The following is a 20,737-nucleotide window of genomic DNA, read 5'->3' as shown; positions in this document are numbered from 1 at the left end:
GGCTCGCTGTTGCCGTCACGGGGTGGCCATGCCGCGCCCCCGCCGCGCGCGCAGCTTCGACCAGCATCACCTGCTCAGCCACGTCACTGGAGTCGATCATGCCGTATCAGCACATCAAGGTTCCGGAAGGCGGTGACAAGATCACCGTCAACAAGGACTTCTCGCTCAACGTTTCCGATCAGCCGATCATTCCCTATATCGAAGGCGACGGTACGGGCTTCGATATCACGCCGGTCATGATCAAGGTTGTCGACGCGGCGGTCGCGCACGCCTACAAGGGCAAGCGCAAGATCCACTGGATGGAGATCTTCGCGGGCGAGAAGGCGACGAAGGTGTACGGCCCGGACGTGTGGCTCCCGGACGAAACGCTGCAGGTGCTCAAGGAATACGTGGTGTCGATCAAGGGGCCGCTCACGACCCCGGTCGGCGGCGGCATCCGTTCGCTGAACGTCGCGCTGCGCCAGGAACTCGACCTGTACGTGTGTCTGCGCCCGGTGCAGTACTTCAAGGGCGTGCCGTCGCCGGTGCGCGAGCCGCAAAAGATCGACATGGTGATCTTCCGCGAGAACTCGGAAGACATCTACGCGGGCATCGAATGGGCCGCGGGCTCCGAGCAGGCGAAGAAGGTCATCAAGTTCCTGCAGGACGAGATGGGCGTGAAGAAGATCCGCTTCCCGGAAACCTCGGGGATCGGCGTCAAGCCCGTGTCGACCGAAGGCACCGAGCGTCTCGTGCGCAAGGCGATCCAGTACGCGATCGACAACGATCGCAAGTCGGTCACGCTGGTGCACAAGGGCAACATCATGAAGTTCACGGAAGGCCTGTTCCGTGACGCCGGCTACGCGCTGGCGCAGAAGGAATTCGGCGGCGAGCTGATCGACGGCGGCCCGTGGATGCGCGTGAAGAACCCGAAGACGGGCAACGAGATCGTCATCAAGGATTCGATCGCCGATGCGTTCCTGCAGCAGATCCTGCTGCGCCCGGCCGAATACGACGTGATCGCCACGCTGAACCTGAACGGCGACTACATCTCCGACGCACTGGCTGCGCAGGTCGGCGGCATCGGGATCGCGCCGGGCGCGAACCTGTCGGATTCGGTCGCGATGTTCGAGGCGACGCACGGCACGGCACCGAAGTACGCGGGCAAGGATTACGTGAACCCGGGTTCCGAGATCCTGTCGGCGGAAATGATGCTGCGCCACCTCGGCTGGACGGAAGCAGCCGACACGATCATCGCCGCGATGGAGAAGTCGATCCTGCAGAAGCGCGTCACGTACGACTTCGCGCGCCTGATGGAAGGTGCGACGCAGGTGTCGTGCTCGGGCTTCGGTGAAGTGCTGATCGAGAACATGTAAGTCCCCTTCCGGGGTGGGCCGGCAGGTGCCGGCCGCCCCGGCGCTGACTGCCGGCGCCGGAGCGTTTCGTGGATGGCAGGTTTGTTGGCAGGGCGGTCCGGCAAGCGGGCCGCGGCGCCGCGATGCGGCCCGGAGGCCCTGCAAGGTAGAACATGACGGCCCTCGCAACACCACCGCCCGGCTGAGCCGGCGCGCCCCTTTCGCGACCGACCCGGTCGCTCCCCGCCGGTTACCGCCGGCGCTCCTCAGTCCAAATTTTCACGTAGCAACGCATCGACCATGTCCACTTCGCCCAAGATCATCTATACCCTCACTGACGAAGCGCCCGCGCTCGCGACCTATTCGCTGCTGCCGATCGTCAAGGCCTTCACGCGTTCGTCCGGCGTCGCCGTCGAAACGCGCGACATCTCGCTCGCCGGCCGCATCGTCGCGGCATTCGCAGACGTCCTGCCGCCCGAGCAGAAGGGTTCCGACGATCTGGCCGAACTGGGCCAGCTCACGCTGAAGCCGGAAGCGAACATCATCAAGCTGCCGAACATCAGCGCATCGGTGCCGCAGCTCAAGGCCGCGATCGCCGAACTGCAGGCGCAGGGCTACACGCTGCCGGCCTATCCGGAAGATCCGTCGACGGACGAAGAGAAGGCGGTCAAGGCCCGCTACGACAAGATCAAGGGCAGCGCGGTGAACCCGGTGCTGCGCGAAGGCAACTCCGACCGCCGCGCGCCGCTGTCGGTCAAGAACTACGCACGCAAGCATCCGCACAAGATGGGCGCCTGGAAAGCCACGTCGAAGGCGCACGTCGCGCACATGAGCGAAGGCGACTTCTACGGCAGCGAGAAGTCGGCGCTGATCGCCGAAGCCGGCAGCGTGAAGATCGAACTCACGACGACCGACGGCGCGAAGAAGGTGCTGAAGGAAAAGACGGCCGTGAAGGCGGGTGAAGTCATCGACGCATCGGTGATGAGCCGCAACGCGCTGCGCAGCTTCATCGAAGCGCAGATCGCCGACGCGAAGGCGCAGGACGTGCTGTTCTCGGTGCACCTGAAGGCGACCATGATGAAGGTCTCGGACCCGATCCTGTTCGGTCACTTCGTGTCGGTGTTCTACCGCGACGCGCTTGCGAAGCACGCGGACGTGCTGGCGCAGGCCGGCTTCAACCCGAACAACGGGATCGGCGACCTGTACGCGCGCCTGAAGGACCTGCCGGCCGACACGCGCGAAGCGATCGAAGCCGACATCAAGGCCGAATACGTGGTGCGTCCGCGCCTTGCGATGGTCAACTCGGACAAGGGCATCACGAACCTGCACGTGCCGAGCGACGTGATCGTCGACGCATCGATGCCGGCGATGATCCGCGATTCGGGCGGCATGTGGGGCCCGGACGGCCAGCTGTACGACGCGAAGGCCGTGATTCCGGATCGTTGCTACGCCGGTGTCTACCAGGCCGTGATCGAGGACTGCAAGCAGCACGGCGCGTTCGACCCGGTCACGATGGGCAGCGTGCCGAACGTGGGCCTGATGGCGCAGGCGGCTGAAGAATACGGTTCGCACGACAAGACGTTCCTGATCCCGGCGGATGGCGTCGTGCGCGTCACCGACGAAGCGGGCAACGTGCTGCTCGAGCATGCGGTGGAATCGGGCGACATCTGGCGCATGTGCCAGACGAAGGACGCACCGGTGCAGGACTGGGTCAAGCTCGCGGTCAACCGCGCGCGCGCGACCGGCGCACCGGCCGTGTTCTGGCTCGATCCGGCACGCGCACACGACGCGCAGATCATCGCGAAGGTCGAGCGTTACCTGAAGGACCACGACACGAACGGCCTCGACATCCGCGTGATGACGCCGGTCGACGCGACGCGCTTCTCGCTCGAGCGCATCCGCGCGGGCAAGGACACGATCTCGGTCACCGGCAACGTGCTGCGCGACTACCTGACCGACCTGTTCCCGATCATGGAACTCGGCACCAGCGCGAAGATGCTGTCGATCGTGCCGCTGATGGCCGGCGGCGGGATGTTCGAAACGGGTGCGGGCGGCTCGGCGCCGAAGCACGTGCAGCAGTTCGTCGAGGAAGGCTTCCTGCGCTGGGATTCGCTCGGCGAATTCCTCGCGCTCGCGGCATCGCTCGAACACCTCGGCAACGCGTACCAGAACCCGAAGGCGCTCGTGCTCGCGAAGACGCTCGACCAGGCGACCGGCAAGTTCCTGGACGAGAACAAGTCGCCGGCGCGCAAGGTCGGCGGCCTCGACAACCGCGGCAGCCACTTCTACCTGTGCCTGTACTGGGCGCAGGCGCTGGCCGAGCAGACCGAGGACGCGGCGCTGAAGGCGCAGTTCGAAGGCGTGGCGAAGTCGTTGTCCGACAACGAAGCGCGCATTCTGGAAGAGCTGGCTGCCGCGCAGGGCAAGGCGCAGGCCATCGGCGGCTACTATCGTCCGAACGTCGACCTGACGAGCCAGGCGATGCGCCCGAGCGCGACGCTGAACGCCATCGTCGACGCGGTTGCCTGACGCGGGCCGCGCGATCGCGCGAGTCGAAGCAAGTGACGGCGTGGCGGGCCTGGCTGCCCTCCGCCCGTCACAAGAAAAAACGCCCCGGTCGCCCGGGGCGTTTTTTGTTGCAGGCTTGCCATTCAGACGTGAACGATTTCCCATTCGGCGATTTCGTGCGGCACTTCGAGCGTTGCCGTGTCCAGTTCGGACAGTTGCTCGCAGTCGCCGCGGGAGATGTGGTCGGCCGCCACTTCGGGGCACGAGAATGCGCCGAGCAGGGCGTTGCCGAACGTCGCTTCCCAGCCTCCGTTACCTGGCAGGATGTAGAACGACCCGAGCGCTGAACCAAAGCGAAATCCCTTCATTTCCGTTCTCCCTTTCTGATCACAAGCGATTCTGTTGTGCCGTCTGCCGGTTCGACCGGCTGTGGCCCGACTGGCTGCTTGCGCCGCGTTCCTTATCGAACGTCGTGGCGAAGCGTCAGTGCATGGGACAAAGTCTACGTCCGCGACCCGGTTGGATGGTGCATGTCGAACGGCTCCACTAAACAAAAATTCTCTTTCAAAAACAAATATGTGCATTTGGCGTTTTGTATTGCGGAACGTTTTTCGGCATCGCGAAACGGGAAATTTGTGCCCTGCACCACGAATTTTTACAACGCAGAGACTTGTTCCGCATCGTGAAATATTGGCGGGTTTGCGAACCGGCGACGCGGCCGGTGCTGGGGCGCGGCTGAACGGCAGGCGCCGGGCGGCCGCCTGGAGACTGCATGGGGCGGGCGGCGAGTGGTGCTGGGGGAGCAAGTGAAGGGCTGCGGATCGCCGATCGGTGATGCCGGTCGATGCGTGCTGACTCCAGCGCGGCGTTGTCGAGTCTGCGGCGTATCGCCGCCCGTCCGGCGGCGACGCGTCTCGATATGAGCCTGCGGTTATGATGACGCGGGCATCAGGATTGGCGTCGCGCATCGGCGCTTCAGCCGGCCGGCGCGGGCGTCGCGGCGGCCGCGCGACGCAGCATGGATAACGAGGAACGATTTGATGATACGGAGAACCTTCCTGTCGCGCGCCATCGGTGTCGCGGCCGCGTCGCTGTTCGCCCGCGCGGCGTGGGCGCAGCATGCCGGTCACGCCGGCATGGCCGGCATGGACTCGATGGACGACATGCCCGGCATGTCGGACATGTCAGGAATGGCGGGTCACGGGCAGCACGGCAAGTCCGCGCCGGCCGCGCTCGCTGCCGCCGACGCGCTGCCGGCCGGCGCGCCGCTCGCGGCGCTGCGTACGCTCGCGAACGAAAGCCGCGATCCCGGCACGTTCCGGGCCACGCTGGTGGCCCAGCCGGTGGCGCGCCCGATGCTGCACGGTGCGCGGCCGACCACGTTCTGGCAGTTCGGCGCGGGCACGCAGGGCCCAGTCGTTGGTCCGCTGATCGACGTGCGCGAGGGCGACACGGTCGAGATCAAGTTCGTGAACAAGCTGCCGCAACCGTCGACGATCCACTGGCACGGCCTGCCGGTGCCGCCCGACCAGGACGGCAACCCGTCCGATCCCGTCGCGCCCGGCGCGTCGCGCGTGTACCGCTTCACGCTGCCGAAGGGGAGCGCCGGTACCTACTGGTACCACCCGCACCCGCACATGATGACGGCCGAGCAGGTGTTTCGCGGGCTCGCCGGCCCGTTCGTCGTGCGCGCCGCGGACGATCCGCTGGCGGGTTGGCCCGAGCGCAACCTGTTCGTGTCGGACCTGAAACTTGCGCGCGACGGCACGATTGCACCGAACGACATGATGGACTGGATGAACGGCCGCGAAGGCCAGTTCGTGCTGGTCAACGGCGCGCGCCGGCCGCGGATCGACGTTGCGGGCGACGAGCGCTGGCGCGTGTGGAATGCGTGCAGCGCGCGCTACTTGCGGGTCGCGTTCGACGACGGCCGTGCATTCGAGCACGCGGGCACCGACGGCGGGCTGTTCGACGCGCCGCGCCGTGTCACGTCGCTGCTGATCGCGCCGGGCGAACGTGCGGAGCTGCTGGTGCGCGCCGGCGATCGCGCGTCGCGCGCGGTGCTGCAGGCGGCCGAATATGACCGCCGCAAGATGTCGATGTCGCACGATGACGGGCACGGCAGCCTGCCGGCCGATCCGGCGCTGGCGCTGGCCGACGTCGCGTTTTCGCCGGCCACCGCGCGCGTGCTGCCGACGACATTGCGTGCGGTGCCGCCGTTGGGCGAGCCGGTTGCGCACAAGGAGGTCGCGTTCGGCGAGGAGATGGATATGGACGCGATGATGAAGGGGGGCGCGCACGGCCGCCCGGCGGGCATGCGCTTCACGATCAACGGCGACACCTACGCGCCGCACCGTGCGACGCTGACGAGCCGCGCTGGCGACGTCGAGCGCTGGACGATCCGCAACGGCACTGACATGGATCACCCGTTCCACCTGCACGGCACGCAGTTCCAGGTGATCGAACGGGCATCGGGCGGTTCACGCACGAGCGAACTGTTCCGTGCATGGCGCGATACCGTGAACGTGCGCAGCGGCGAAACCGTGACGATTCTCGTCACGCAGGACATGCGCGGAGAGCGCATGTTTCATTGCCACATTCTCGAACACGAGGATCTCGGCATGATGGGTACGCTGAAGGTCGTGTAACGAAGTGACGATTAGTTTCACGTGCCGGATGAGTATCCGATCTGCGTGTGTGACAAGACAATACGTGTTCAATTATCGGGATTGAACGAAAAGGCCGGCCAATCGATAATCGATTGGCCGGCCTCGAAAAAAAGAAACCCGGCGCAATGCGCCGGGTTTCTTCGTCTGATATCCGGTGCCTTATACGGCCTGGATGTTCGACGCTTGCTTGCCCTTCGGCCCTTGGACGACGTCAAAGCTCACCTTCTGGCCTTCCTTCAGCGTCTTGAAGCCATTCATGGTGATAGCCGAGAAGTGCGCAAACAGATCCTCACCGCCCTCATCGGGAGTGATGAAACCGAAGCCCTTCGCGTCGTTGAACCACTTAACGATACCAGTTGCCATTTCCTACTTCCCCTGTCACACAGTCGCTGCTACTTACCACGAGCACGCTCGAAAAGCTAAACGACCGGAAAATGCAGCCGTTCCCCCCTCACAAGCTCACCTCGGCCTCTTTCAACTTGCCGACCGGCAAATTGAAAAAAGTGCCAGCTTGATTGTTGGCGCTCTTTATTGGAGTGTCAAGTGGAATTTTTAGACGTTTAGAGGGACGTTGTAAAGAACCCATTTTCAGGGTTTTTCCGGCTTTGCTTGGCAGCACGCGGCCAAGCGCGAGGACTTGAAAAGCCGCATAATCGGCTCATATACCAGGCTCGAGTGACACGCGTTCGAGTCGTCCCGGCTTGTGGGATACTGGATGCGGACACGACGTTCCGGTGCGGTTCCCCCTGACGGTTCGTGTTCCGCGCCACGCGTGAAAGCCGGCACCGCAGCCGGCTTTCGTATGGCACGAAGAAGATTGCGTGTTCCGGGATTCCGGGGAGGGCGCCGGCCGGTCGGTCGGGTAATGGCAGGATTGCGGGCCTGTCCGAGTTGTTTAGAATGGGTGTATGGCGATTATCCCGGACAAGCAGGACAGCACCGTCCTGGAACGCAAGCAGCAGAAGCTCAAGCCGCCTTCGATGTACAAGGTGGTGCTGCTGAACGACGACTTCACGCCGATGGAATTCGTCGTGATGGTGGTCCAGGAGTATTTCAAGAAGGATCGCGAGACGGCCACGCAGATCATGCTGAAGGTCCATCGCGAAGGGCGAGGGGTTTGTGGGGTCTATACGCGGGACATCGCGTCGACCAAGGTTGAGCAAGTCGTTACCCATGCGCGGCAGGCCGGGCATCCGCTGCAGTGCGTGATGGAGGAAGCATGATTGCCCAGGAATTGGAAGTCAGCCTGCACATGGCGTTCATGGAAGCACGCCAGGCGCGCCATGAGTTCATAACGGTCGAGCATTTGCTGCTGGCCCTGCTGGATAATCCGACGGCAGCCGAGGTGTTGCGCGCGTGCGCGGCCAACATCGAGGACTTGCGTCAGAACCTGCGCAATTTCATCCACGACAACACACCTACCGTCCCGGGTACCGACGATGTCGATACCCAGCCGACGCTCGGTTTCCAGCGCGTGATCCAGCGCGCGATCATGCACGTCCAGTCGACGTCGAACGGCAAGAAGGAAGTCACCGGTGCTAACGTGCTGGTCGCGATCTTCGGCGAGAAGGATTCGCATGCCGTCTACTACCTGCAGCAGCAGGGCGTCACGCGCCTGGACGTCGTCAACTTCATTTCGCACGGCATCGCGAAGACCAACGGCGGCGAAGCCGCCAAGTCGGCCGACGCGAGCGCGGAAAGCGAAGACGCGAACGCGCAGAAGGAAACGCCGCTCGCGCAATTCACGCAGAACCTGAACCAGATGGCGAAGGACGGCCGCATCGATCCGCTGATCGGTCGCGAGCCCGAAGTCGAGCGCGTGGTCCAGGTGCTGTGCCGTCGCCGCAAGAACAATCCGCTGCTCGTCGGCGAGGCCGGCGTCGGCAAGACCGCGATCGCGGAAGGGCTCGCCTATCGCATCACGCGCGGCGAAGTGCCGGACATTCTCGCGAATGCGCAGGTCTACTCGCTCGACATGGGCGCGCTGCTCGCCGGCACCAAGTACCGTGGCGATTTCGAGCAACGTCTGAAGACGGTGCTGAAGGAGCTGAAGGAGCGTCCGCACGCGATCCTGTTCATCGACGAAATTCATACGCTGATCGGCGCGGGCGCCGCGTCGGGCGGCACGCTCGACGCGTCGAACCTGCTGAAGCCGGCGCTGTCGTCGGGCACGCTCAAGTGCATCGGCGCGACCACGTTCACCGAATATCGCGGCATCTTCGAGAAGGATGCGGCGCTGTCGCGGCGCTTCCAGAAGGTCGACGTGAGCGAGCCGACCGTCGAGCAGACGGTCGCGATCCTGCGCGGGCTGAAGTCGCGCTTCGAGGAGCATCACGGCGTCAAGTATTCGTCGGGCGCACTGTCGGCCGCGGCCGAACTGTCGGCGCGCTTCATCACCGACCGTCACCTGCCGGACAAGGCGATCGACGTGATCGACGAGGCAGGCGCCGCCCAGCGCATCCTGCCGAAGTCGAAGCAGAAGAAGACGATCGGCAAGAGCGAGATCGAGGAAATCATCTCGAAGATCGCGCGCGTGCCGCCGCAGAGCGTGTCGCAGGACGATCGCAGCAAGCTGCAGACGCTCGACCGCGACCTGAAGAGCGTCGTGTTCGGCCAGGATCCGGCGATCGATGCGCTCGCGGCCTCGATCAAGATGGCACGCGCGGGCCTCGGCAAGATGGACAAGCCGATCGGCGCGTTCCTGTTCTCCGGCCCGACGGGTGTCGGCAAGACCGAAGTGGCGCGCCAGCTCGCGTTCACGCTCGGCATCGAGCTGATCCGCTTCGACATGTCGGAATACATGGAGCGTCACGCGGTGAGCCGCCTGATCGGCGCGCCGCCGGGCTACGTCGGGTTCGACCAGGGCGGCCTGCTGACCGAGGCCGTCACGAAGAAGCCGCACTGCGTGCTGCTGCTCGACGAAATCGAGAAGGCACATCCGGACATCTTCAACGTGCTGCTGCAGGTGATGGACCACGGCACGCTGACGGACAACAACGGCCGCAAGGCGGATTTCCGCAACGTCATCATCATCATGACGACGAACGCGGGCGCCGAGTCGATGCAGAAGGCGACGATCGGCTTCACGACGCGCCGCGAGACGGGCGACGAGATGACCGACATCAAGCGCCTGTTCACGCCGGAGTTCCGCAACCGCCTGGATTCGATCATCAGCTTCCGCTCGCTCGATGAGGAAATCATCATGCGCGTGGTCGACAAGTTCCTGATCCAGCTCGAGGAACAGCTGCACGAGAAGAAGGTCGACGCGCTCTTCACCGACGCGTTGCGCAAGCATCTCGCGAAGCACGGCTTCGACCCGCTGATGGGCGCGCGGCCGATGCAGCGGCTGATCCAGGACACGATCCGGCGCGCGCTGGCCGACGAGCTGCTGTTCGGCAAGCTCGTCAACGGCGGCCACGTGACGGTCGATGTCGACGAAAACGACAAGGTGCAGTTGTCGTTCGACAAGCTGGCGAATCCGCCGCACAAGCCGAACGAAGAGACGGTCGAAGTCGAGTAAGCGATAATTCGTTGTTCATGCGAACGGCGCGGGAAGTTCTCCGCGCCGTTTCGTTTTATCCGGCGCCGGCGGCGCAATGGTGGTGCAGGGGAGTGGTAAGGCAGTGACACAACAACAACGGTCGTTCGACAACATCGTCGCGCGCGAACAAGGGTTGCGCCATGCGCTGACGTCGGGGCAGATGGCGATGATCGCGATCGGCGGCGCGATCGGCACGGGCCTGTTCCTCGGCAGCGGGTTCGCGATCGGGCTCGCCGGCCCGAGCGTACTGGTCTCGTATGCGATCGGCGCGCTGATCGCGCTGCTGCTGATGGGCGCGCTCGCGGAAATGACGGTCGCGCATCCGACCGCCGGCTCGTTCGGCGCGTATGCCGAGCACTACGTCGGCCCCCTCGCCGGCTTCCTGGTGCGCTATGCGTACTGGTTCGCGGTGGTGTTCGCGATCGGCACCGAGATCAGCGCGATCGCCGTGTTCATGAAGTACTGGTTCCCGGCCGTGCCCGGCTGGTACTGGGTGATCGGCTTCTCCGCGCTGCTGATCGCCGTGAATCTCGCGAGCGTCACGCTGTACGGCACGGTCGAATACGCATTCTCGCTGCTGAAGATCGCGGCGATCGTCGTGTTCATCGTGCTCGGCGCGTATCTCGTGTGGTCGGCGCCGGTGGCATCCGGCATCGGTTTCGCCAACTACACCGCGCACGGAGGCTTCATGCCGAAGGGGCCGTGGGGCACCTGGGTCGCGGTGATCGTCGCGATCTTCAGCTACATGAGCATCGAAGCCGTCGCGATCGCGGCCGGCGAGGCACGCGATCCGCAGCACGCGGTCACGCGCGCATTCCGCTCGACCGTGTTCCGGCTCGTCCTGTTCTACCTGCTGACGCTGTCGCTGATGCTCGCGATCGTGCCGTGGACGCAGGCCGGCACCGACGAAAGCCCGTTCGTGAAGGTGATGGCCGCGACCCACGTGCCGTACGCGGCGGGCGTGATCAACTTCGTGTTGCTGATCGCGGCGTTGTCGGCGATGAACAGCCAGCTTTACGTGACGACGCGGATGATGTTCAGCCTGTCGCGTGCGCGGCTCGCGCCCGCGGTGTTCGGCCGGCTCGGCACGAACGGCGTGCCGCGCGCGGCGCTGTGGATCTCGACCAGCGGCGTCGCTGTCGCGGCCGTGCTGGTCGCGCTCGCGCCCGACACCGCGTTCACGGTGATGATGGCGATCGCGATGTTCGGCGCGCTGTTCACGTGGCTGATGATCTTCGTCACGCACCTGCGCTTCCGTTCGCGGTATCGCGGCCCCGCGCTCGCGTTCCGGATGTGGGGGCACCCGTTCGGCAGCCTGCTCGGTGCGGGGCTCGTCGCGGCGATCCTGTTCACGACCGCGTTCACGCGCGAATTCCGGATGACGATGGTGGTCGGCGTCGTGTTCGTCGTGCTGCTCACGCTCGCGTACGCGCTGCATTACCGGCACGAACACGCTCGTTGACGGTACCGGCGCGGCCGCCCGCGCCGTTTTTTCCGGTCGCTAAGGTTCCGTTAAGCCCGCGGCGACTACATTCGATCCTGCCTGCAAGGCGGGCGCGGCATGCGCCGGCTCGCCGCCTTCCTGCAAAAAGGGGTGCGAATGAACAAACTTCCCGAAATCACGCTCGCGTTCTGGATCATGAAGATCTGCGCGACGACACTCGGCGAAACCGGCGGCGACCTGTTGTCGATGACGCTGAACGTCGGCTATGCGGTGAGCTCGATCCTGCTGTTCGGTTTCTTTCTCGTGACGCTGGGTGCGCAGCTCAGGACGACGCGTTATCGCCCGGCGATCTACTGGGCCGTGATCGTCGCGACGAGCACGGCCGGCACGACGATGTCCGATTTCATGGATCGCACGCTCGGCCTCGGTTATGCGGCCGGCTCGTCGATCCTGGTCGCGATCCTGCTGGCCATCTTCGCCGTGTGGCGCCTCAGCGGCGAATCGCTGTCGGTCGACCTGATCCGCACGCGCAAGGTCGAGCTGCTGTACTGGATCGCGATCCTGTTCTCGAACACGCTGGGGACCGCGCTCGGCGACTTCCTCGCGGACAGCTCGGGGCTCGGCTTCGGCGGCGGCGCGCTGCTGATCGGCGGGTTGCTCGCGGCGATCGTGCTTGCGCACTATTTCACGCGGATCTCGGGCGTGCTGCTGTTCTGGGCCGCGTTCGTGCTCACGCGGCCGTTCGGTGCGACGGTCGGCGATCTGCTGACGAAGCCGGTTGCGAAGGGTGGCCTCGCGCTCGGTACGATCGGTTCGTCGGCGGTGCTGCTCGGCGTGCTGGTCGCACTGGTGATCTACGCGATCGTCGCCCAGGCGCGGCAGCGCGACCTTGCGCCCGCGCGGATCGCGCAACCCGTCGAAGAGTGACGGCGACGGACAGGAAAAAGGGGCCGCGAGGCCCCTTTGTCATTGCGCCGTTCAGTGACGCCCGGTGCTGCCGAAGCCGCCCTCGCCGCGATCGCTTTCCGCGAAGTCGTCGACGATGTTGAACTGCGCCTGCACGACCGGCACGATCACGAGCTGGGCGAGCCGTTCGAACGGATTCAGCACGAACTCGGTCTGGCCGCGGTTCCACGTCGAGACCATCAACTGGCCCTGGTAGTCGGAATCGATCAGGCCGACGAGGTTGCCGAGCACGATGCCGTGCTTGTGGCCGAGGCCCGAGCGCGGCAGGATCAGCGCGGCGTAGCCCGGATCGGCGAGGTGGATCGCGAGGCCCGTCGGCACGAGCGTCGTTTCGCCCGGCTGCAGCGTCACCGGCGCGTCGAGGCACGCACGCAGGTCGAGGCCCGCGCTGCCGGTGGTCGCGTAGGCGGGCAGGTAGTCGCGCATGCGCGCGTCGAGAATCTTCAGGTCGAGTTTCATGCGGTCGTCGGATGAGGCGGGAAGGGCGCGGCGGCGGCCGCCGCGCGGGAGATCAGATCAGGCGGTTGTCGGGCAGGCGTTTCGCGATTTCCGCGACGAGCGTGTGCGCGAGTTCGTCTTTCGGTGCGCGCGGCAGGCGCGTGAGGCCGGCGGCCTCGAACAGCACGACTTCGTTGTCGTCGCGGCCGAACGTCAGCGGGCCGAGGTTGCCGACGAGCAGCGGCACGTTCTTGCGTTTGCGCTTCTCGTCGCCGTGCACGTCGAGGTCGCCGCTTTCGGCCGCGAACCCGACGCAGTACGGCGGATCGGGCAGCGCCGCGACGGACGCGAGGATGTCCGGGTTCTCGACGAATGCGAGTGCGGGCATCTTGCGGTCGGCCGTCTTCTTCATCTTGTGCTCGGCCGGCTGGGCGACGCGCCAGTCGGCGACCGCGGCCACCGCGATGAAGATGTCGGCGTCGTTCACGGCATGCATCACCGCGTCGTACATCTGCTGGGCCGTCTGCACGTCCTGACGGTAGACGCCCCACGGCGTGTCGAGCGCGACCGGCCCCGCGACGAGATGCACGTCGGCGCCGGCCTGCTGCGCGGCGCGCGCGAGCGCGAAGCCCATCTTGCCGCTCGAGCGGTTCGTGAGGCCGCGTACCGGGTCGAGCGGTTCGAACGTCGGGCCGGCCGTGATCAGCACGCGCCGGTGCGCGAGCACCTTCGGCGCGAAGTGCGCGACGATCGCTTCATAGATCGCCTCGGGCTCGAGCATGCGGCCGTCGCCGACTTCGCCGCACGCCTGCGCACCCGAATCCGGGCCGAGCACCGACACGCCGTCCGCGCGCAGTTGCGCGGCATTGCGTTGCGTGGCCGGGTTCTGCCACATCTGGCGGTTCATCGCGGGGACGACGAGCAGCGGGCAATCGCGCGCGACGCACAGCGTCGACAGCAGATCGTCCGCGAACCCGTGCGCGAGCTTCGCGAGGAAATCCGTCGACGCGGGCGCGATCACGATCGCGTCGGCTTCGCGCGACAGGTCGATGTGCGCCATGTTGTTGTCGATGCGCGCGTCCCACTGGCTCGTATAGACGGGCCGGCCAGACAGCGCCTGCATCGTGACGGGCGTGATGAACTGGGTAGCGGCTTCGGTCATCGCGACCTGCACGGTCGCGCCTGCCTTCACGAGCAGCCGCGTGAGCTCGGCGATCTTGTAGCAGGCGATGCCGCCCGTCAGGCCGAGAACGAGGTGTTTTCCTGCGAGTTCTGCTTGTGCCAACTCAGGCCTCCAAGGGGCGAACGGAACGGCCGGCGCGAAGCCGGCCGTCGACGCCGAGTATGCGCGCTTAGCGCGAGCCGCGCACGCGACGCAGTTCGTCGTAGATCAGCAGCACCGCGCCGATCGTGATCGCGGAATCGGCGAGGTTGAACGCCGGGAAGTGCCAGGCGCCGAGGTGGAAATCGAGGAAGTCGATCACGTGGCCGTAGACGAGCCGGTCGATCACGTTGCCGAGCGCGCCGCCGAGGATCAGCGCGAGCGACACGCTGAACAGCCGCTGGTGGCCGTGGCGCTTCAGCAGGAAGCAGATCACGAGCGTCGCGCCGATGCCGAGCGCGGTGAACGCCCAGCGCTGCCAGCCGCTCGCGGTCGACAGGAAACCGAACGCAGCGCCGCGGTTGTACACCAGCACGAGGTTGAAGAACGACGTCAGCGCATGCTGCGCGCCGTACACGAACGTTTTCAGGATCGCGATCTTCGACAGCTGGTCGAACAGGATCACGATCAGCGAAATGCCGAGCCAGGGCGCAAGCGCGCCGCTGGCCGGTTTCGAGAGGGTTTTCGCCATATTCAAGCAGCGCTCCGGATTTCGCCGTTTTCGAACAGGTTGGAGAAGCAGCGGCCGCACAGCGTCGGGTGATCGGCGTGCGCGCCGACATCTTCGCGGTAGTGCCAGCAGCGTTCGCACTTCTGGTACTTCGACGCTGCGACGTCGACGCTTTCCTGCGCTTCGTCGTCGACCTTGACGACCGTCGCGGCCGACGTGATCAGCACGAACTTGAGATCATCGCCGAGGCTCGTGAGCGCGTCGTAGCGTGCGCCGCTCGCATGCACGGCGACTTCGGCCTGCAGCGACGAACCGATGCGGTTCGCGGTGCGCGCTTCCTCGAGCGCCTTCGTCACGTTGCCGCGCACATCGCGCAGCAGCGCCCACTTCTCGATCAGTGCGGCCGAGCCGGCGACTTCCGGATACGCGTAGTAGGTTTCCGTGAAGATCGTGTCGCTGGCCGGCTGGAACACCTTCCACGCTTCTTCCGCCGTGAACGACAGGAACGGTGCGAGCACGCGCAGCAGGCCGTGCGTGAGGTGGTACAGCGCGGTCTGCGCGGAGCGGCGCGCGCGCGAATCGGCCGCGCTCGTGTACAGGCGGTCCTTCAGCACGTCGAGGTAGAAGCCGCCGAGATCTTCCGAGCAGTACGTCTGCAGCTTCGCGACGACCGGGTGGAATTCGTACTTCTCGTAGTGGCCGAGCAGTTCCGTCTGCAGTTGCTGCGAGAACGCGACCGCATAACGGTCGATCTCGAGCCATTCGTCGACGGGCACCGCGTGCTGCGCGAAGTCGAAGTCCGACAGGTTCGCGAGCAGGAAGCGCAGCGTGTTGCGGATGCGGCGATAGCCTTCGGTCACGCGCTTCAGGATTTCCTCGGAGATCGCGAGCTCGCCCGAATAGTCGGTCGATGCGATCCACAGGCGGATGATTTCCGCGCCGAGGCGGTTCGCGACTTCATGCGGATCGATGCCGTTGCCGAGCGACTTGCTCATCTTGCGGCCTTCGCCGTCGACCGTGAAGCCGTGCGTGAGCAGGCCCTTGTACGGCGCGCGGCCGTCGATCATCGATGCGGTCAGCAGCGACGAGTGGAACCAGCCGCGGTGCTGGTCCGAGCCTTCGAGGTAGAGGTCGGCCGGGAACTGCAGCTGATCCTTGTGCGAGCCGCGCAGCACGTGCCAGTGCGTCGTGCCCGAGTCGAACCACACGTCGAGCGTGTCGCGGTTCTTTTCGTACAGGTTCGCGTCGTCGCCGATCAGCTCGCGCGGGTCGAGCGTCTGCCAGGCCTCGATACCCGACTGCTCGACGCGCTTCGCGACTTCCTCGAGCAGTTCGAGCGTGCGCGGGTGCAGCTCGCCGGTTTCCTTGTGCACGAAGAACGCCATCGGCACGCCCCATTGGCGCTGGCGCGACAGCGTCCAGTCGGGACGGTTCGCGATCATGCTGAACAGGCGCTGCTTGCCCCACGACGGGTAGAACGCGGTGGCGTCGATGCCTTCGAGCGCGGTTTCGCGCAGCGTCTTGCCGCCGTCGCGCGGCGTCACGTCCATGCCGGCGAACCACTGCGACGTCGCGCGGTAAATGATCGCCGTCTTGTGACGCCAGCAGTGCATGTAGCTGTGCTTGTAGTGCTCGCTGCGCAGCAGCGAGCCGGCCTCGCGCAGCGCGTCGACGACCTTCGGGTTCGCGTCCCAGATCGACAGGCCGCCGAACAGCGGCAGCGATTCGATGTAACGACCGTCGCCCATCACCGGGTTGATGATGTCCGAGTCGGTCATCCCGTGCGCCTTGCACGACTGGAAGTCCTCGATGCCGTATGCGGGCGACGAGTGCACGACGCCGGTACCGGTGTCGGTCGTCACGTAGTCGCCGAGGTAGACGGGCGCGGTGCGCTTGTAGCCGGGATGAGCCGATGCGAGCGGGTGGTGGAAGCGCAGGTTCGCGAGCTTCACGCCCGGCGCGGTCGCGACGACGCGGCCGGTCAGCTTGAAGTCGGTCATGCAGGCTTCGACACGTTCTTCCGCGATGATCAGCAGCCCGCGCTCGGTGTCGACCAGCGCGTAGACGATTTCCGGATGGAGGTTCAGCGCCTGGTTCGCGGGGATCGTCCACGGCGTGGTGGTCCAGATCACGATGCCGCCGTCGGCGCGCGGCAGCGCCGGCAGGCCGAACGCCTGCGCGGTCTTTTCCGGTTCCGCGAACGCGAACATCACGTCGATCGTCGGGTCGGTGCGGTCCTTGTACTCGACTTCCGCTTCCGCGAGCGCCGAGCCGCAGTCGAAGCACCAGTTCACCGGCTTCAGCCCGCGATACACGTAACCCTTCTCGATGATCTTGCCGAGCGCGCGGATCTCTTCCGCCTCGTTGACGAAGTTCATCGTCTTGTACGGGTTGGCCCAGTCGCCGAGCACGCCGAGACGCTTGAAGCCGACCTTCTGCTTCTCGATCTGCTCGGTCGCGTACGCGCGCGCCTTGCTCATCACTTCGGCCGCCGGCAGCGACTTGCCGAACTGCTTCTCGATCTGGATCTCGATCGGCATCCCGTGGCAATCCCAGCCGGGCACGTACGGTGCGTCGAAGCCGGCCATGTTGCGCGACTTGACGACGATGTCCTTCAGGATCTTGTTGACGGCGTGGCCGAGGTGGATGTCGCCGTTCGCATACGGCGGGCCGTCGTGCAGGATGAACTTCGGCCGGCCCTTGCTGGCCGCGCGGATCTTCTCGTAGAGGCCGCGTTCTTCCCATTCCTTGACCCACTGCGGTTCGCGCTTGGGCAGGTCGCCGCGCATCGGGAACGGCGTGTCGAGCAGGTTGACCGGATACTTGGCCTGCGGTTTCGAATCGGCTTTCTTGTTGCTCATGATGGGATCGCTATCTAAATCGGGAGACGCGCGAGCGTCGTGAATCGGGGATGCGCGCGAGTGAGCGGCGCGAGGGTGCGGCGCCAGGCGCCGCCGTCCGGATCAGCTAATTCGGTCGGTGGCCGACGTCGAGAAGCCCGTGGCGCGGCTGCCCGGCGCACGGTCGCGCTCGATGAAGTACGCGCGTGCATTCGCGACGTCCAGCGCGATCGCGCGCGACAGCGCCTCGAGATCGTCGAATTTCGCTTCGTCGCGCAGCTTTTTCAGGAATTCGACGCGGATGAGCTTGCCGTACGCGTCGCCGTGCCAGTCGAGCAGGTGGACTTCGAGCAGCACGCGGCCGGAATCGTCGACGGTCGGGCGCAGCCCGAGGCTCGCGACGCCCGGCAGCGGGGTGGGGCCGAGGCCGTGCACCTGCACGACGAAGATGCCCGCGAGCGCCGGACGCTTGTGCGCGATCGGCAGGTTCAGCGTCGGGAAGCCGAGGTCGCGGCCGAGCTTCAGCCCGTGCGCGACGTGGCCGCTGATCGCATAGCCGTGGCCGAGCGCCTGCGCGGCCGCGTCGAGGTCGCCCGCGGCGAGCGCGGCGCGCACGCCCGAGCTGGAGATGCGCGTGCCGTCGCTGCCCGCGACCGTACCCATCTGCTCGACCTCGAAGCCGTACTGTTCGCCGGCCGCCTTCAGCGTGTCGAAGGTGCCCGCGCGCTTCGCGCCGTAGCAGAAATCGTCGCCGACCATCATCCAGCGCGTGTGCAGCCCGCCGACCAGTGTGCGTTCGACGAACGCCTGCGGCGACTGGCTCGCGAACGTGTGATTGAAGTGCTCGACGACGACGCGGTCGACACCGTGGTCGCGCAGCGCCTCGAGCTTGTCGCGCAGCATCGCGATGCGCGGCGGCGCGCCGGCGGGGTTGAAGAATTCGCGCGGGTGCGGCTCGAACGTCATCACGCACACGGGCAGGCCGCGCGCGTCCGCTGCCGCGCGCACGCGCGCGAGCAGGGCCTGGTGGCCGCGATGGACACCGTCGAAGTTGCCGATCGTCAGCGCGCACGGGGCGCGGCTCTCGGCGTTGGGCAGGCCGCGGAAGACTTTCACGATAGCGGATGCAGCGTCGGGGAATGGGCGGTGGGATGCCGCAAAGCAGAAGATTATAAACGTTCGGGCGGGCCGGCGGCCGAGAAGGCGGGAAAGGCGGGGGCGAATGGTAAAATTCGCGGATGAAAAAACTCGTGATCCTGATTTCCGGTCGCGGCAGCAACATGGAGGCCATCGTCCGCGCGTGCGCGCAGGAACGCTGGCCGGCCGAGATTGCCGCCGTGATCGCCAACCGGCCCGACGCGGCCGGACTGGCTTTTGCCGCGTCGCATGGGGTGGCGACGGCGGTGGTCGACCACCGCTCGTTCGACGGCCGCGACAGCTTCGACGCGGCGCTCGCCGCCGAGATCGACCGGTTCGCGCCCGATCTCGTCGTCCTCGCCGGCTTCATGCGCATCCTCACGCCCGCATTCGTCAGACGATACGAAGGCCGGTTGCTGAACATCCATCCGTCGCTGCTGCCGAGCTTCAAGGGCATCCACACGCATCAGCAGGCGCTCGACGCGGGTGTCGCGCTGCATGGCGCGAGCGTGCATTTCGTCATCCCCGAGCTCGACAGCGGCGCGATCGTCGCGCAGGGCGCGGTGCCCGTGCGCGCGGGCGACGACGCGGCGGCGCTCGCGCAGCGCGTGCTGGCGGTCGAGCATGTGCTGTATCCGCGCGCGGTGCGCTGGTTCATCGAGGGCCGTTTGCGCCTCGAGAACGGCCGCGCAGTGGTGGCGCCGGAAGAGGCGCGCTGGATTTTCGCGGATCAACCGCATACCGAAACGAGTGAGGGCGTATGAAGCTGCACGGATTCCTGATCGGCCAGACCGAGACTTTGCTGGCCGAGGTGCTGAAGTTCGCCGGCCCCGCCGACGCGACGACGAGCCGGTTCTTCCGCGCGCACCCGAAGCTCGGGCACGCGGAGCGCGGCGTGATCGCCGAGGCGGTGTTCGCGGTGCTGCGCCGGAAAATGGAGTTTTCGCACCTCGCCGAGAGCGGCACCGGGACGCCGGCACGACGCCTCACGCTGCTCGGCCTGATGCAGACGGTCGGCCGCAATGCGCTGAAGCCGTTCCTGTCGGACACCGAGTCGGCCTGGCTCGAGCACGTGTCGAAAATCGACCCGGCGAGCCTGCCCGTGCGCATTCGCACGAACCTGCCCGACTGGATTCACCAGGCGCTGTCGGCCCGTTTCGACGCCGACGAGCTCGCGCAGCTTGCCGCCGCGCTGAACTATCCGGCGCCGCTCGACCTGCGCGCCAACGCGCAGAAGGCGAGCCGCGACCAGGTCATCGACGGGCTGCGCGCGAGCGGCATCGACGCGGGCGCGACCCCGTTCGCGCCGTTCGGCGTGCGCGTGGTCGGCAAGCCGGCGCTGACGCGCCTGAAGCTGTTTGAGGAAGGCGCGATCGAGGTGCAGGACGAAGGCAGCCAGCTGCTGTGTTCGCTGGTCGCGCCGCGCCGCGGCGAGATGGTCGTCGATTTCTGCGCGGGCGCGGGCGGCAAGACGCTCGCGCTGGGCGCGATGATGCGCTCGACCGGGCGCCTCTATGCGTTCGACGTGTCGGAGAAGCGCCTCGCGAAGCTGAAGCCGCGCCTCGCACGCAGCGGGCTGTCGAACGTGAACCCGGTGCTGATCGACAGCGAGCACGATGCGAAGATCAAGCGGCTCGCCGGCAAGATCGACCGCGTGCTGGTCGACGCGCCGTGCAGCGGCCTCGGCACGCTGCGCCGCAATCCGGACCTGAAGTGGCGCCAGACGCGCACCGCGATCGATGAACTCACGCCGAAGCAGGCGTCGATCCTCGCGAGCGCCGCGCGCCTGGTGAAGAAGGGCGGCCGGCTCGTCTACGCTACCTGCAGCGTGCTCGACGCCGAGAACGAACGCATCGTCGAGCAGTTCCTGGCCGACCATCCCGAGTTCGTGCTGGTGCCGGCGCAGAAGGTGCTGGATGACCAGCGCATCGCGCTCGAGACCGGCGACTACCTGTCGTTGTGGCCGCACCGTCACGCGACCGACGGTTTCTTCGCCGCCGTCCTCGAACGGCGCGCTGCGCAGTAACG

General features: G+C 66.1%; 16 protein-coding genes. 9 read left to right on the top strand and 7 right to left on the bottom strand.

The features are described 5' to 3' along the window. Nucleotides 1-98 precede the first annotated feature (98 nt). Nucleotides 99-1,355: an NADP-dependent isocitrate dehydrogenase gene (icd, locus tag ACTJLD_RS36980; RefSeq protein WP_006478026.1), complete on the top strand. Its 1,257-nt coding sequence runs from the start codon at nucleotides 99-101 to the stop codon at nucleotides 1,353-1,355. A 279-nt stretch (nucleotides 1,356-1,634) separates the two neighbouring features. Further along, the gene (locus tag ACTJLD_RS36975; protein WP_440661220.1) at nucleotides 1,635-3,863 is read left to right on the top strand and encodes an NADP-dependent isocitrate dehydrogenase; all 2,229 of its coding nucleotides are present in this window, start codon (nucleotides 1,635-1,637) and stop codon (nucleotides 3,861-3,863) included. Nucleotides 3,864-3,985: 122 nt separating this feature from the next. Here ACTJLD_RS36975 and ACTJLD_RS36970 read toward each other — a convergent pair whose 3' ends face one another. Continuing rightward, nucleotides 3,986-4,210, bottom strand: coding sequence for a hypothetical protein (locus ACTJLD_RS36970; protein ID WP_006490888.1), 225 nt, complete (start codon nucleotides 4,208-4,210; stop codon nucleotides 3,986-3,988). Nucleotides 4,211-4,882: 672 nt separating this feature from the next. Between ACTJLD_RS36970 and ACTJLD_RS36965 the strand changes: the two genes are divergently transcribed. Continuing rightward, nucleotides 4,883-6,490 (top strand): multicopper oxidase family protein, encoded by a 1,608-nt coding sequence (locus ACTJLD_RS36965; protein WP_440661218.1) that lies wholly within the window; start codon nucleotides 4,883-4,885, stop codon nucleotides 6,488-6,490. 180 nt (nucleotides 6,491-6,670) lie between these two features. On the opposite strand, the gene ACTJLD_RS36960 is transcribed toward ACTJLD_RS36965, so the two are convergent. Next, nucleotides 6,671-6,874 carry a cold-shock protein gene (locus tag ACTJLD_RS36960; RefSeq protein ID WP_006488945.1) on the bottom strand — a complete coding sequence of 68 codons (204 nt, stop codon included), beginning with the start codon at nucleotides 6,872-6,874 and terminating at the stop codon, nucleotides 6,671-6,673. Between the two features lie 545 nt (nucleotides 6,875-7,419). On the opposite strand from ACTJLD_RS36960, the gene clpS reads away from it, so the two are divergent. The 4 genes from clpS (at nucleotide 7,420) to ACTJLD_RS36940 (ending at nucleotide 12,423) form a co-directional block, all read left to right on the top strand. Next, nucleotides 7,420-7,734 carry an ATP-dependent Clp protease adapter ClpS gene (gene clpS / locus ACTJLD_RS36955; RefSeq protein WP_006398529.1) on the top strand — a complete coding sequence of 105 codons (315 nt, stop codon included), beginning with the start codon at nucleotides 7,420-7,422 and terminating at the stop codon, nucleotides 7,732-7,734. Then, nucleotides 7,731-10,031 (top strand): ATP-dependent Clp protease ATP-binding subunit ClpA, encoded by a 2,301-nt coding sequence (gene clpA, locus ACTJLD_RS36950; protein ID WP_027786662.1) that lies wholly within the window; start codon nucleotides 7,731-7,733, stop codon nucleotides 10,029-10,031. Before clpS ends, clpA begins: the two co-directional genes overlap by 4 nt. Before the next feature lie 103 nt (nucleotides 10,032-10,134). Then, nucleotides 10,135-11,514 (top strand): amino acid permease, encoded by a 1,380-nt coding sequence (locus ACTJLD_RS36945; RefSeq protein WP_027786663.1) that lies wholly within the window; start codon nucleotides 10,135-10,137, stop codon nucleotides 11,512-11,514. A 138-nt stretch (nucleotides 11,515-11,652) separates the two neighbouring features. Next, nucleotides 11,653-12,423 carry a COG4705 family protein gene (locus tag ACTJLD_RS36940; protein WP_048022611.1) on the top strand — a complete coding sequence of 257 codons (771 nt, stop codon included), beginning with the start codon at nucleotides 11,653-11,655 and terminating at the stop codon, nucleotides 12,421-12,423. A 51-nt stretch (nucleotides 12,424-12,474) separates the two neighbouring features. Here ACTJLD_RS36940 and dut read toward each other — a convergent pair whose 3' ends face one another. From dut to ACTJLD_RS36915, 5 genes are all read right to left on the bottom strand, one after another. Continuing rightward, entirely contained in the window at nucleotides 12,475-12,921 is a 447-nt protein-coding gene (gene dut, locus ACTJLD_RS36935) for a dUTP diphosphatase (RefSeq protein ID WP_021160741.1), read from the bottom strand. A 52-nt stretch (nucleotides 12,922-12,973) separates the two neighbouring features. After that, the gene (gene coaBC / locus ACTJLD_RS36930; RefSeq protein ID WP_059697759.1) at nucleotides 12,974-14,185 is read right to left on the bottom strand and encodes a bifunctional phosphopantothenoylcysteine decarboxylase/phosphopantothenate--cysteine ligase CoaBC; all 1,212 of its coding nucleotides are present in this window, start codon (nucleotides 14,183-14,185) and stop codon (nucleotides 12,974-12,976) included. Nucleotides 14,186-14,252: 67 nt separating this feature from the next. Next, a complete protein-coding gene (gene lspA / locus ACTJLD_RS36925; RefSeq protein ID WP_021160743.1) occupies nucleotides 14,253-14,753 on the bottom strand; it encodes a signal peptidase II in 501 nt (166 codons plus the stop codon). A gap of 2 nt (nucleotides 14,754-14,755) precedes the next feature. Next, nucleotides 14,756-17,593: an isoleucine--tRNA ligase gene (gene ileS, locus ACTJLD_RS36920; protein WP_060086421.1), complete on the bottom strand. Its 2,838-nt coding sequence runs from the start codon at nucleotides 17,591-17,593 to the stop codon at nucleotides 14,756-14,758. Between the two features lie 102 nt (nucleotides 17,594-17,695). Then, nucleotides 17,696-18,688, bottom strand: coding sequence for a bifunctional riboflavin kinase/FAD synthetase (locus tag ACTJLD_RS36915; protein ID WP_059686577.1), 993 nt, complete (start codon nucleotides 18,686-18,688; stop codon nucleotides 17,696-17,698). A gap of 122 nt (nucleotides 18,689-18,810) precedes the next feature. On the opposite strand from ACTJLD_RS36915, the gene purN reads away from it, so the two are divergent. Both purN and ACTJLD_RS36905 read left to right on the top strand, forming a co-directional pair. Further along, entirely contained in the window at nucleotides 18,811-19,473 is a 663-nt protein-coding gene (gene purN, locus ACTJLD_RS36910) for a phosphoribosylglycinamide formyltransferase (RefSeq protein WP_021160746.1), read from the top strand. Further along, entirely contained in the window at nucleotides 19,470-20,735 is a 1,266-nt protein-coding gene (locus tag ACTJLD_RS36905; protein WP_021160747.1) for an RsmB/NOP family class I SAM-dependent RNA methyltransferase, read from the top strand. The genes purN and ACTJLD_RS36905 overlap by 4 nt, the downstream gene beginning before the upstream one ends. Nucleotides 20,736-20,737: the final 2 nt, after the last annotated feature.

Origin of the sequence: Burkholderia sp. 22088 (assembly GCF_052045915.1) — a bacterium.
Taxonomy (GTDB): domain Bacteria; phylum Pseudomonadota; class Gammaproteobacteria; order Burkholderiales; family Burkholderiaceae; genus Burkholderia; species Burkholderia cepacia.
The sequence above is the reverse complement of the archived record's forward strand: the minus strand, read 5'-3'. Positions and strand labels throughout refer to the sequence as shown.

Bases quoted from the DNA above. Each gene is read 5' to 3' on its own strand.
- ACTJLD_RS36975 (WP_440661220.1), top strand. From the start codon at position 1,635: ATGTCCACTTCGCCCAAGATCATCTATACCCTCACTGACGAAGCGCCC.
- ACTJLD_RS36940 (WP_048022611.1), top strand. From the start codon at position 11,653: ATGAACAAACTTCCCGAAATCACGCTCGCGTTCTGGATCATGAAGATC.
- lspA (WP_021160743.1), bottom strand. From the start codon at position 14,753: ATGGCGAAAACCCTCTCGAAACCGGCCAGCGGCGCGCTTGCGCCCTGG.
- purN (WP_021160746.1), top strand. From the start codon at position 18,811: ATGAAAAAACTCGTGATCCTGATTTCCGGTCGCGGCAGCAACATGGAG.
- icd (WP_006478026.1), top strand. From the start codon at position 99: ATGCCGTATCAGCACATCAAGGTTCCGGAAGGCGGTGACAAGATCACC.
- dut (WP_021160741.1), bottom strand. From the start codon at position 12,921: ATGAAACTCGACCTGAAGATTCTCGACGCGCGCATGCGCGACTACCTG.
- ACTJLD_RS36965 (WP_440661218.1), top strand. From the start codon at position 4,883: ATGATACGGAGAACCTTCCTGTCGCGCGCCATCGGTGTCGCGGCCGCG.
- ACTJLD_RS36960 (WP_006488945.1), bottom strand. From the start codon at position 6,874: ATGGCAACTGGTATCGTTAAGTGGTTCAACGACGCGAAGGGCTTCGGT.
- clpS (WP_006398529.1), top strand. From the start codon at position 7,420: ATGGCGATTATCCCGGACAAGCAGGACAGCACCGTCCTGGAACGCAAG.
- ileS (WP_060086421.1), bottom strand. From the start codon at position 17,593: ATGAGCAACAAGAAAGCCGATTCGAAACCGCAGGCCAAGTATCCGGTC.
- ACTJLD_RS36905 (WP_021160747.1), top strand. From the start codon at position 19,470: ATGAAGCTGCACGGATTCCTGATCGGCCAGACCGAGACTTTGCTGGCC.
- ACTJLD_RS36970 (WP_006490888.1), bottom strand. From the start codon at position 4,210: ATGAAGGGATTTCGCTTTGGTTCAGCGCTCGGGTCGTTCTACATCCTG.
- clpA (WP_027786662.1), top strand. From the start codon at position 7,731: ATGATTGCCCAGGAATTGGAAGTCAGCCTGCACATGGCGTTCATGGAA.